This window comes from Escherichia sp. E4930 (assembly GCF_005845405.1).
Classification (GTDB): domain Bacteria; phylum Pseudomonadota; class Gammaproteobacteria; order Enterobacterales; family Enterobacteriaceae; genus Escherichia.
The window spans coordinates 79,104-90,386 of sequence record NZ_VCDZ01000013.1 but is presented as its reverse complement, the minus strand read 5'-3'; the positions used below and the strand labels follow the sequence as shown (position 1 = coordinate 90,386).

Annotated in this window: 12 protein-coding genes, 2 tRNA genes and 1 pseudogene; 4 read left to right on the top strand and 11 right to left on the bottom strand. The window is 50.8% G+C overall.

Annotation, left to right across the window (positions count from 1 at the left end; all coding sequences use genetic code 11):
- Positions 1–105: 105 nt before the first annotated feature.
- The 8 genes and pseudogenes from FFT88_RS15580 to holD form a co-directional block, all read right to left on the bottom strand.
- Positions 106–884 (bottom strand): annotated as a pseudogene (locus FFT88_RS15580) (metal-dependent hydrolase).
- The gene (locus FFT88_RS15575; RefSeq protein WP_135404048.1) at positions 881–1,954 is read right to left on the bottom strand and encodes a patatin family protein; all 1,074 of its coding nucleotides are present in this window, start codon (positions 1,952–1,954) and stop codon (positions 881–883) included. Before FFT88_RS15575 ends, FFT88_RS15580 begins: the two are co-directional and overlap by 4 nt.
- Before the next feature lie 121 nt (positions 1,955–2,075).
- Positions 2,076–2,237, bottom strand: a complete 162-nt coding sequence (locus FFT88_RS15570) for a DUF1328 family protein (protein WP_000490275.1) — start codon at positions 2,235–2,237, stop codon at positions 2,076–2,078.
- A 126-nt stretch (positions 2,238–2,363) separates the two neighbouring features.
- Positions 2,364–2,969, bottom strand: coding sequence for a molecular chaperone OsmY (gene osmY / locus FFT88_RS15565; protein ID WP_130217540.1), 606 nt, complete (start codon positions 2,967–2,969; stop codon positions 2,364–2,366).
- 401 nt (positions 2,970–3,370) lie between these two features.
- Positions 3,371–4,960, bottom strand: a complete 1,590-nt coding sequence (gene prfC, locus FFT88_RS15560; RefSeq protein ID WP_000175943.1) for a peptide chain release factor 3 — start codon at positions 4,958–4,960, stop codon at positions 3,371–3,373.
- A 90-nt stretch (positions 4,961–5,050) separates the two neighbouring features.
- A complete protein-coding gene (gene yjjG, locus FFT88_RS15555; protein ID WP_000870705.1) occupies positions 5,051–5,728 on the bottom strand; it encodes a pyrimidine 5'-nucleotidase in 678 nt (225 codons plus the stop codon).
- A 14-nt stretch (positions 5,729–5,742) separates the two neighbouring features.
- Complete coding sequence (gene rimI, locus FFT88_RS15550; RefSeq protein ID WP_001092450.1) at positions 5,743–6,189, bottom strand: ribosomal protein S18-alanine N-acetyltransferase; 447 nt, start codon at positions 6,187–6,189, stop codon at positions 5,743–5,745.
- Positions 6,158–6,571 carry a DNA polymerase III subunit psi gene (holD, locus tag FFT88_RS15545; protein WP_130204768.1) on the bottom strand — a complete coding sequence of 138 codons (414 nt, stop codon included), beginning with the start codon at positions 6,569–6,571 and terminating at the stop codon, positions 6,158–6,160. Before holD ends, rimI begins: the two co-directional genes overlap by 32 nt.
- Positions 6,572–6,673: 102 nt before the next feature.
- Between holD and rsmC the strand changes: the two genes are divergently transcribed.
- The 3 genes from rsmC (at position 6,674) to FFT88_RS15530 (ending at position 8,223) form a co-directional block, all read left to right on the top strand.
- Positions 6,674–7,705: a 16S rRNA (guanine(1207)-N(2))-methyltransferase RsmC gene (rsmC, locus tag FFT88_RS15540; protein WP_001272323.1), complete on the top strand. Its 1,032-nt coding sequence runs from the start codon at positions 6,674–6,676 to the stop codon at positions 7,703–7,705.
- Positions 7,706–8,016: 311 nt separating this feature from the next.
- Positions 8,017–8,103: transfer RNA gene (locus FFT88_RS15535), tRNA-Leu, on the top strand.
- Positions 8,104–8,135: 32 nt separating this feature from the next.
- Positions 8,136–8,223: transfer RNA gene (locus tag FFT88_RS15530), tRNA-Leu, on the top strand.
- Positions 8,224–8,261: 38 nt separating this feature from the next.
- Here the strand turns inward: FFT88_RS15530 and FFT88_RS15525 are convergent.
- Positions 8,262–8,498, bottom strand: a complete 237-nt coding sequence (locus tag FFT88_RS15525) for a DUF1435 domain-containing protein (protein WP_135404047.1) — start codon at positions 8,496–8,498, stop codon at positions 8,262–8,264.
- A 140-nt stretch (positions 8,499–8,638) separates the two neighbouring features.
- Between FFT88_RS15525 and fhuF the strand changes: the two genes are divergently transcribed.
- Positions 8,639–9,427, top strand: a complete 789-nt coding sequence (fhuF, locus tag FFT88_RS15520; protein ID WP_135404046.1) for a siderophore-iron reductase FhuF — start codon at positions 8,639–8,641, stop codon at positions 9,425–9,427.
- 37 nt (positions 9,428–9,464) lie between these two features.
- On the opposite strand, the gene bglJ is transcribed toward fhuF, so the two are convergent.
- Together bglJ and FFT88_RS15510 are read right to left on the bottom strand one after the other, a co-directional pair.
- Positions 9,465–10,142, bottom strand: coding sequence for a DNA-binding transcriptional activator BglJ (gene bglJ / locus FFT88_RS15515; RefSeq protein ID WP_130204762.1), 678 nt, complete (start codon positions 10,140–10,142; stop codon positions 9,465–9,467).
- On the bottom strand, positions 10,100–10,825 hold the full coding sequence (locus FFT88_RS15510) for a response regulator transcription factor (RefSeq protein WP_130216547.1): 726 nt from the start codon (positions 10,823–10,825) through the stop codon (positions 10,100–10,102). Before FFT88_RS15510 ends, bglJ begins: the two co-directional genes overlap by 43 nt.
- Positions 10,826–11,283: the final 458 nt, after the last annotated feature.

Below are 11,283 nucleotides of genomic sequence, written 5' to 3'. Positions count from 1 at the left end.
CGACCTACGGATCGGCACAGGCCTGTAGGCATGATAAGACGCGACAAGCGTCGCATCAGGCATTGTGCGCCAACTGCCGGATGCGGCGTGAACGCCTTGTCCGGCCTACGGCACGTTAAACAACGTATACGTGTTATTAAGCAACGCTTGCGCAATCTCATCCGCAGGTCCGGGCGTAACTCGCAAAGCACGGCAAACACCCGCGCGGCCTGCTCCGGGCGGTTAGGCTGCCCCTGAAAACCGTTGAGCGGCATATCCGGCGCATCGGTTTCCAGCAACAACGATGCCAGCGGTAATTTTGCGATGACATCGCGGGTTTTACTGGCGCGTGGATAGGTGATAGTACCGCCTACGCCAATTTTGTAGCCTAGTTGTACAAACCGCTCGGCCTGCTGCAGGCTGCCGGAAAAACCGTGAACCACGCCAGTGCACGGCAAATCGTGACGCTTAAGATGCATCGCCAGTTTGTCGTGCGTGCGCCGTGAATGAAGGATCACCGGCAGATCGTAGCGTTTCGCCAGTTTCAGTTGTTCGTCGAGCAACCACTGCTGCCTCTCAAATTGCGGATCGTCGCCGAAGAGATCCAGACCGATCTCCCCCACCGCCACCACCTTCGCCGGACGCCTTTCCAGCGCCTGCTGTAACCGCTCCAGCGATGCATCGCCATGTTTTTCCAACATACCAGGATGCAAGCCCAATGCGGCATACAGCGGTTGATAATTTTCCGCCAGCGCCAACACACGGGCAAAATTTGCCGCCTCGGTTGCCGGAACAATGATCTTGCCTACGCCCGCTTGTGCCGCGCGTTGCAGGCTGGCCTCTTCATCGCCACTAAACGGCGGGAAATCAAAATGGCAGTGGGTGTCGATAAAACGGCAAATCAAGCCAGATCCTCATTGTTAAATGTCGGGTCGTTCGCCTGCGGAGCATCGCTCACTTCGGCAACCAGCGTATCGTTGGCGACTGGCGCAGGCGGAATGACTATCGATTCCGGCGTCACCACTGGCACCAGATGGCGGGTAAGTGGCGCTTTTTCAGTTAATAGCTTGCCAACCGTGGCGAGGAAATAACGACCGCATAAACGCCCAAGTTTATAGTCTTCACGCAGTGCCGGAAGCCGACTACCGAGCGCGATACTATGCAATGGCTTCGGCGGATAAATTTCGAATATCCGCAGCTTGCCCGGTGGTTTCTCAATAAACTGCTGAATGTCACGATAGCTGGTTTCATGATGCTGCACCAGATTGACCAGCGGCTGCAGGCTACTGTCACCCAGCCAGCGTTCCATGCGCTTGAACCACTGCGGCGTGTAGTACATTTGTGACGGCACGGTGCGGATGACGACCAACGTTTTTGCTCCCTGCCTTGCCGCCTCTTTAACCGGAATCGCATCACTGATCCCGCCATCCAGGTAGTTAATGCCTTCCAGCGAAACTCCGCTACGATAAAAGCCAGGTATCGCACTGGAGGCGCGAATCACATCCAGCCAGTTTTGTTTGGTTGGTAAAAAGTAATTCGGCGCGTAGTCATCCTGACGACAGGCACACATATAAAACGATTTACCGCTCTCAAACAGCCGCGCGGCGGTGTCCATTTGCAATGGCATCTGGCTTGCGGTGGCCTCCACCAGCCAGTCGAGATCGATAAGATTTCCTCCACGGACAAAGCGCACTGGATCGAAAAATTCGCGTTTTGTGGTATAGCGCATGATGACTTTGCGCGCGTAACCGGGCTGATTGCAGATATATGCCGAAAGGTTCTGCGCCCCGGCAGATGTGCCGAGATAAAGATCGAAAGGATTAAACTGCGCGCGCATAAACTCATCCAGCACACCAGCCGTGAAAATTCCACGCTGCCCGCCGCCTTCGCACACCAGAGCAATTCGTCCAGGCTGGAACGGCCTTAGCGACAACGGCGCAATATTACCAAGCGTTACAGGTATTCGCTGCCCCACCTCTGCCTTCCTGTTTTTGTTGTGAAAGACTGACAAAGTAACGCAATTTATTATTCGCTAAAACCGCAAAAGCCAGTCCGCTGGACTGGCTTTGTATAAAATTTTCTTAATGGTTTGAAATCTAGGGTCGTTTTCGGCCCATAAACAAACTCACCAGGAACAGAATAATCCCGACGACAAAGACAATTTTAGCTGCGCCTGCAGCGGTACCGGCCAGACCACCAAACCCAAGTGCGGCGGCGATTAACGCGATAACCAGAAATATGATGCCCCAACGAAACATAAGCGTCTCCTTTACCATAGTTAATGTCACCGCTTGATATGAGCGTGAAAATCACTCAATGCGATATTTTTAGTGTGGTGCACATCGCGCCTCCCGACAAAGTTCGGGAGAACGAATTACGACGAATTACTTAGTTTTCAGATCATTTTTAACGCTTTTCACACCATCTACCGCTTTGGCGATACTTTCAGCACGGTCGCTTTGTGCCTGGGAATCGACGGTACCGGAGAGCTGAACCACGCCGTCGGTGGTTTCAACTTTCACATGACGGGAAGGGACGATGTCATCCGCCAGCAGTTTGGCTTTGATTTCACTGGTGGTGGCGGTGTCCCCCGCATAGCCCTTCACAGAGCCTTCTTTAGCGTCGCGAACGTGCAGTTTGTCGCTGACAGAGGTCACGCCTTCAACGCCTTTCGCCACTTTCACAGCCTCTTCGGCCTGGGCCTGGCTTTCAACGAAACCACTCAGGGTCACCACTTTTTGATCGGTTTTGACAGAGATATCAGTGCTCTTGATGTTGTCATGATCCACCAGGGCCGCCTTCACTTTCGCGGTGATGGCGCTGTCATCCATGAAATTACCGACTTTATTCATAGAGCTATCGACTTTTTGCCCTGCGCTTTCATTGGTTGTCTGCGCGCTGTTTTCCGCAAAAGCAGAGCCGGTCGCGACGGCAGAGGTCAACATTACAGCCAGCAGAGTTTTCGAAATCTTCAGTCTTGTCATAGTCATCGATTTATTCCTGTATGTTTGCTCGTAATTTGAGCCAGGCAACACGAGGTTGCATTGCTGAAAGGGAGAGACTTCACCCTGTACAGAAGTCAATGGTCGCCATCACAAAAGCGATGAGTGATGAATAACGACCATTACAGCCTCTGAATCAGTTATTAATATCAATCGGATGACAGTTAACGGTTTTAAATACTGATATCTACGTATTGATCGGTATTTAAAGCCGTCACAAATGTCATCACTTTGTTAAATATAGATCACAATTTTGAAACCGCTCGCCGTATCGACTAAAAAACGCGTAAACATAAGCAAAAGCGAATGTTTTAAGAACATTCCGCAAGCGGCTAATAAGGAAGGGAAATTGACAGGGCGCGGCGGTTTCCGCGCCCTGGAGGCAAGAATTAATGCTCGCGGGTCTGGTGGAACTGAACGTCCGGGTAACGTTCCTGCGCCAGGCGCAGGTTGACCATGCTGGTAGCGATGTAAGCGAGGTTATCGCCGCCATCCAGCGCCAGTTGGCTTTCGTTCTTACGCTTGAACTCTTCGAATTTCTTCGCGTCCGCGCATTCTACCCAGCGGGCGGTGGCGACGTTGACTGACTCATACACCGCTTCGACGTTGTATTCGCTCTTCAGGCGCGATACCACCACATCAAACTGCAGCACACCAACCGCACCAACGATCAGATCGTTGTTGGAGATCGGACGGAACACCTGCACTGCGCCCTCTTCGGAAAGCTGTACCAGCCCTTTGAGCAGCTGTTTTTGCTTCAGCGGATCTTTCAGGCGGATGCGACGGAACAGTTCTGGTGCGAAGTTCGGAATACCGGTGAACTTCATCATCTCACCTTGGGTAAAGGTGTCGCCGATCTGAATAGTGCCGTGGTTGTGCAGACCAAGGATGTCGCCCGGATACGCTTCTTCAACGTGCGAACGGTCACCCGCCATAAAGGTCAGCGCGTCGGAGATCACCACATCTTTCGCGGTGCGCACCTGGCGCAGTTTCATGCCTTTTTCATATTTACCGGACACCACACGCATAAACGCCACGCGGTCGCGGTGTTTCGGGTCCATGTTGGCCTGAATTTTAAATACGAAGCCGGTAAATTTATCTTCGCTCGCTTCTACGGTACGGGTATCGGTCTGACGCGGCATCGGCGCAGGCGCCCACTCCACCAGGCCATCCAGCATATGATCAACGCCGAAGTTCCCCAGCGCAGTACCGAAGAATACCGGAGTGATTTCGCCCGCAAGGAACAATTCTTTGTCGAACTCGTTAGACGCGCCTTTCACCAGTTCCAGTTCGTCACGTAGTTGTTGTGCCAGATCTTCACCGACAGCTGCGTCGAGATCCGGGTTATTCAGCCCTTTAACAATGCGGACTTCCTGAATGGTGTGGCCTTTACCGCTCTGATAGAGATAGGTTTCATCTTTATAAAGGTGGTACACGCCTTTAAACAGCTTGCCGCAGCCAATCGGCCAGGTGATCGGCGCACAGCCGATTTTCAGCTCGTTCTCAACTTCATCGAGCAGTTCCATCGGGTCGCGGATATCACGGTCAAGTTTGTTCATAAAGGTGAGGATCGGTGTATCGCGCAGACGGGTAACTTCCATCAGCTTACGGGTACGATCTTCAACACCTTTTGCGGCGTCGATAACCATCAGGCAGCAGTCCACCGCCGTCAGGGTACGATAGGTATCTTCCGAGAAGTCTTCGTGCCCCGGGGTGTCGAGTAGGTTAACCAGGCAATCGTGATACGGAAACTGCATCACAGACGTAGTAATGGAGATCCCACGCTGCTTTTCCATCTCCATCCAGTCCGACTTGGCGTGCTGGTTAGAACCACGGCCTTTTACCGTACCGGCGGTCTGAATGGCCTGTCCGAACAGCAGCACCTTCTCGGTGATGGTGGTTTTACCGGCGTCCGGGTGAGAAATAATGGCAAAAGTGCGGCGCTTCGCCACCTCTTGCAAATAAGGAGACAACGTCATAATTCTTTCTTCTTGAGTAAGCGGCATCGCGCCGCGCTTGTTGAAAACGAAAAATTGCGGCTATTTTACCCATCAACGGGGGGGAGGCAATCAGTGTTTACACAGGAGCTGCTCCAGTTCGTGCAACGAAGAAACGGTCCAGGTGGGCGCGATGCCTTCTGGTTGCTCGCGATTGTGCGCATTCAGCCAGCAGGTCGCAAGCCCGGCGTTGATGCCACCGAGAATATCGGACTCGGCAGTGTCGCCAACCATCAGCACGCGTGAACGGTCAGGATTGCCTGCCTGTTCCAGCGCATAATCGAAAATTTTCTTATTCGGTTTGGCAACGCCAACTTCTTCGGAAATCACCAGCAAATCGAAGTAATCACGCAGGCCCGTGCGTTCCAGACGCACTTGCTGCAAAGCGCTAAAACCGTTGGTGATGATGCCGATTTTGGCGTTGCCACGAATGGCGTTAAGCAGGGAAACCGCCCCCGGCAGCGGCGTACAGATTTCCGCCATCGCATTAATAAAAGCATCGTTGAGTTTACCCGGCTCGACGTTCAGCCGTTCGGCCCAGCTCTCAAAACGCCCGTGCTGAAGCTGTAATGAAGTGATCGCGCCGTTTTGATAATCCACCCACAGTGGTTTGTTAACGGCCTGATAGTCCTGAAAATCTTCAGCGGTAAAGGTGACGCTGTAATCAAGAAACATCCGCTGCAGGCCGGTGAATGAGTCAAAGGTAAACAGCGTTTCATCGGCATCAAAGAAAATCCAGTCCCACTTCATTATTCCACCTTGTCTTACATACTGATTGGCAACGCCATGATGATGGCGTCTTCGCGACCGTCCGTGGTGGGGTAGTAATTGCGGCGAATCGTCGCCTCGTTAAAGCCTAAACTTTCGTACAGGGCAATTGCGGCAGCGTTTGAGGCACGGACTTCCAGCCAGAGTGTCGCCACGCCGCGTTTTTCCAGTTCGTCGATCAGATGCTCCAGCAGCGCCCTACCCAGCCCCTGACGCTGATAGTCGGGATCGACCGCAATATTGAACAATGTAGCTTCATCCAGCACCACTTGCGTAATCGCAAACGCCGCCATTTTGCCGTTTTGCGTTAACTGAAAGTTGAGATAACGCTCGCCCTGATTGCTGGCAAACGTTTTTTCACTCCACGGAAAGGCGTGGGCGCGTTGTTCAATGTGGAAAGCCGCTGGTAAATCAGTCGTTTCGAGGGAAGAAATCGTGTTCATATGTGCAAATTTGTTGCCATAACGCGGCGCGTGCCGTTGGGTTTGCCCGTAATTCGGTGAGCGCCGGTGATGCTACCTGAGCGCCTTCCAGTGATAGCGGTTCGTCAGTACCCAACCGCCAGCTGTTGCAGCGACTGCCTTGCGGCAGCATCGCGATCCTATCTGGCGTCAGTTGCAGCACTTGATCGGGGCTGACGGTTAATGCACGCAGAACGTCGCTCACCAGTGGATCGGTCAGGGCGGGAAGATCGTTTGCCACCATCACCAGACGGACGTGTGCCGGGATCGCAATGGCAATCTCCCCCTGCAACGCGCCAGGGCGACGCAGCGACCACTGGGTAATGCCCAGTTGCTGTAACTGCCAGTCTCGTCGGGATGTCATAGCGAATCGCTCCTGTTGTCAGGGGCGCAAATATAGCAAATTCGTCGATACCGCGCCAACATATGGCTATAATCGCCGCCAGTATCAATTGAGGAGCATTCCATGTCTGCATTTACCCCGGCAAGTGAAGTCTTGCTGCGTCACAGTGATGATTTCGAACAAAGCCGTATTCTGTTTGCCGGAGACTTACAGGATGACCTGCCCGCGCGTTTAGATACCGCGGCCAGCCGTGCTCATACCCAGCAATTCCACCACTGGCAGGTGTTAAGCCGCCAGATGGGGGATAACGCCCGTTTTAGTCTGGTCGCCACGGCGGATGACGTCGCAGATTGCGATACTTTGATTTACTACTGGCCGAAGAATAAACCAGAAGCCCAGTTCCAGTTGATGAATTTACTTTCTCTCCTGCCGGTGGGGACAGATATTTTTGTCGTTGGTGAAAACCGCAGCGGCGTACGCAGCGCCGAGCAGATGCTGGCCGATTATGCGCCGTTGAATAAAGTCGACAGCGCCCGTCGCTGTGGCCTCTATTTTGGTCGTCTGGAAAAACAGCCGGTATTTGATGCCGATAAATTCTGGGGCGAATACAGCGTCGATGGCCTGACGGTCAAAACGCTGCCGGGCGTGTTTAGCCGCGACGGTCTGGATGTCGGTAGCCAGTTGCTGCTCTCGACGTTAACTCCGCACACCAAAGGTAAAGTGCTGGATGTCGGCTGTGGCGCGGGCGTGCTTTCGGTTGCCTTTGCGCGCCATTCGCCAAAAATTCGTCTCACTCTGTGCGATGTCTCTGCGCCAGCGGTAGAAGCCAGCCGTGCGACGCTTGCTGCCAACGGTGTTGAAGGTGAAGTCTTTGCCAGCAACGTCTTTTCCGAAGTGAAAGGTCGTTTTGATATGATCATCTCCAACCCGCCGTTCCACGATGGGATGCAAACCAGCCTGGATGCGGCGCAAACGCTAATTCGCGGCGCGGTGCGTCATCTTAATAGCGGCGGCGAGCTGCGAATTGTAGCGAACGCCTTCCTGCCTTATCCGGACGTGCTGGATGAGACCTTTGGCTTCCATGAAGTTATCGCACAAACCGGGCGCTTCAAGGTGTATCGCGCCATTATGACCCGCCAGGCGAAGAAAGGTTAAGTATCTGGCACCTGTCGCCGCATACCGTGCTGGATGCGGCGTGAACGCCTTATACAACCTACAAAACCTGCACGTTAGCCCTTCGTAGGCCAGATAAGACGCGCCAGCGTCGCATCTGGCATCTGCACCCAAATACCGTGTCGGATGCGGCGTGAACGCCTTATCTGACCGACAAACGAATTATCCACAATCCGCTGATGGCCATTTTTCCAGCAATTACACATCTGGCGATAATTAACTATTGACGAAAAGCTGAAAACCACTAGAATGCGCCTCCGTGGTAGCAATTCTTTTTTAAGAATTGATGGTATGCGAAGGTGGCGGAATTGGTAGACGCGCTAGCTTCAGGTGTTAGTGTCCTTTCGGACGTGGGGGTTCAAGTCCCCCCCCTCGCACCAAAAGACGCGATATCAAAAAGTAAGATGACTGTGCGAAGGTGGCGGAATTGGTAGACGCGCTAGCTTCAGGTGTTAGTGTCCTTATCGGACGTGGGGGTTCAAGTCCCCCCCCTCGCACCAATTATCTTTACTTCCTTTCTTGTTTCTTCCTTGATTTTTCATCCCTGATTCAAATTCATTATCATCAGCATGACGCCAGAAATAAGCGCCAGGCACGATGGTAGCAAAACGTAATGCCGTAACTGTTTGTGATACAGCATCACCGGCGTCAATACTAATCCCATCAGAATCACAATCCGCCACTGATCCGGCGATAAATCCGCATACATCAGCCCTGCAATCAGCAATCCTGGCAGCAACACTCCCCAGCCACTGCCCAGCATACGTTGCAACATGGTTTGATCTCTTTCATTGATAATGATAACCAATATCATATGATAATTTTTATCATTTGCAAGCCAGAGAAATCCCTTGCTATCGGGTAAACCTATCGCTAGGATTAGCAATCATTATCATTTAGATTACTATCACGATTATGGCCTATCGTTCCGCACCGCTCTATGAAGATGTTATCTGGCGAACGCATCTCAAGCCGCAAGATCCCACGCTTGCACAAGCGGTTCGCGCGACGATCGCCGAACATCGTCAACATTTGCTGGAGTTTATCCGTCTGGATGAACCCGCCCCGCTTAGTGCCATGACGCTGACGCAATGGTCCTCTCCCAATGCGCTAAGTTCTCTACTGGCGGTCTATTCCGATCATATCTACCGCAATCAACCAATGATGATCCGCGAGAACAAACCGCTGATCTCACTGTGGGCGCAATGGTATATCGGCCTGATGGTGCCGCCATTAATGCTGGCGCTGCTGACGCAGGATAAAGCGTTAGATGTGTCGGCGGAACATTTCCACGTTGAGTTTCACGAAACCGGTCGTGCTGCCTGTTTCTGGGTCGATGTGTGTGAAGATAAAAACGCAACATCACATTCGCCACAGCAGCGAATGGAAACGTTAATCAGCCAGGCGCTGGTTCCGGTTGTGCAGGCATTAGAAGCGACAGGTGAAATTAACGGCAAACTTATCTGGAGTAATACCGGTTATTTGATTAACTGGTATCTGACCGAGATGAAGCAGTTGCTTGGCGAGGCGTTAGTTGAATCGCTCCGCCATGCCCTGTTCTTTGAGAAAACGCTCTCCAGCGGCGAAGATAATCCATTGTGGCGCACAGTCGTGCTGCGCGACGGCCTGCTGGTGCGCCGCACCTGTTGCCAGCGTTATCGCTTACCGGATGTGCAACAGTGTGGGGATTGCACGCTGAAATAAGCACACTGCCGGGAGGATAAACCCGGCATTAAGTAGATTAATATGGATGCAACACATTACTTGTTTCTGAAATCCGCATACATAACAGAATATCTGCCGCCTCAAGCAATCCGGCATCAGAACTGACACCCAGTTTCGACATCACATTAAATTTATGCGCGCGGATCGTTTTTATATTCCGTTTAAGCTGTTCAGCAATTTGCGTCATTGAGTAGCCACGCGACATAAACCGTAATATTTCCCTCTCCGTCGGGCTCAGCGTCCGGCTTTGATTAATATACCACTGGTTGTTCAGTCGATCGGTCGCCTGACGTACGCCATTTAATGACAGAAACAGCTCCTGGTGAAAAACATCCAGTGTTGATGCTTTACTTAACACACCATCCAAAGGAGAAGGCGATAATGAGCCAATCAACCGCGCTTCAATATCATCATCCGCAATAACCAAACGCCGGGTACGTGGAAATTTGATTGCCAGCTCAGTCAGACAAGATAATCCCTCCCTGCGCTCAGTTCTCATGGCAGAAAAAGAAAAAATGACCGCCGCAAATGAAACCCGCGACATAGCATCCTGAAAAGCCTCCTGGCTGGTATACGTATAGAGTTTATAAGGATTACCCGCAAACTTTCTGAATAAACTCTCAATACCGATACTGCTCATGACGCACTTTTCTATGAGTGCGACATTTCTCTTCTTAATTCGGTTGTGTTCCATTCCGCGGCATCTCCATAAACAGAAGGCAAGTTAAGTTCCCTTGCCCCCTGTGCGCTATTAATCCATGCATACATCTCAGCGTTACTGTGAATTGCCAGCCGACGCATCGCACTGTTTTTTTGTGCGCTGATGGTTTTATTGCTTTTCTTAAGCAATGAAGCTATTTGGTTGATGCCCCATCCTTTACCTAACAGCCGCAGTACCTTGCGTTCAGAAAGGGTAAGAATCACGGTGCGATAACCAAATTCCTGAATTTCCGGCATTGCAGGCGAAGTCAGCATGGCGCTGATGCGATCTGCATGGACATTGCCGGAACGAACGGTCTTGACCAGATTCTCAATGGGCTCGATATCGGACAGTAACGTCGCAGTTGGACACATAAGCAGTTCCACCGCCTGAGAGTACCAGGCTCGCGAAACCATGAAAACCCAATGAATTTCCCGGTATTGTGAGATCAATGAATAGTAATGTTCACAAACAGAACGCGGGTCTTCTGTTTGTCCGGCTAAATCGGCAATAACTAACCCAGCACGACGTAATTGTAATATGGTCAGCTCCTCCGCAGAGGTGCTACTCGTTATATCGTATTCAGGGAGATGGGTCCTCATGACCTCTTTTAACCCTGCCTGCATAACGGGTATTTTACTGATAACAATTCCATTTTTGCAGCATCCTGGCAACATATATCCTCCACATCCACTGTCTATAAATTATGATGGTTTATTCAGAATATTCATCCTTTAAATAATTCCAATAAATTAATAGATTCAGCGAATAATTTATCCTTAGCATTCACTTCATATCAGTTTACCCCAGCCACACAAAAAATCCTTTGTATGTTTCAGGAGACTAGCATCAAATAATAACCTGGAAAAATACCTCTGACACATTTAAAATATCTAAATTATGTTGTTAGAAATACTTAATCAACATCCTCAAAATCAATCAGTTTAAGATATCATTTAAAATAACGAATAAAAGTTAAATGAAACGCCTTTAGCCAGAATATCAAGAAAAAAACCAATAAAAACTGAAGTGTATTTCTTACCAGAAACCGAAAAAAATGATTTCACCGGCCATTACTCAAACGCGTAAAAACAAAACAATAAATTCATTTTAATGATAATATTCATGGAATTAT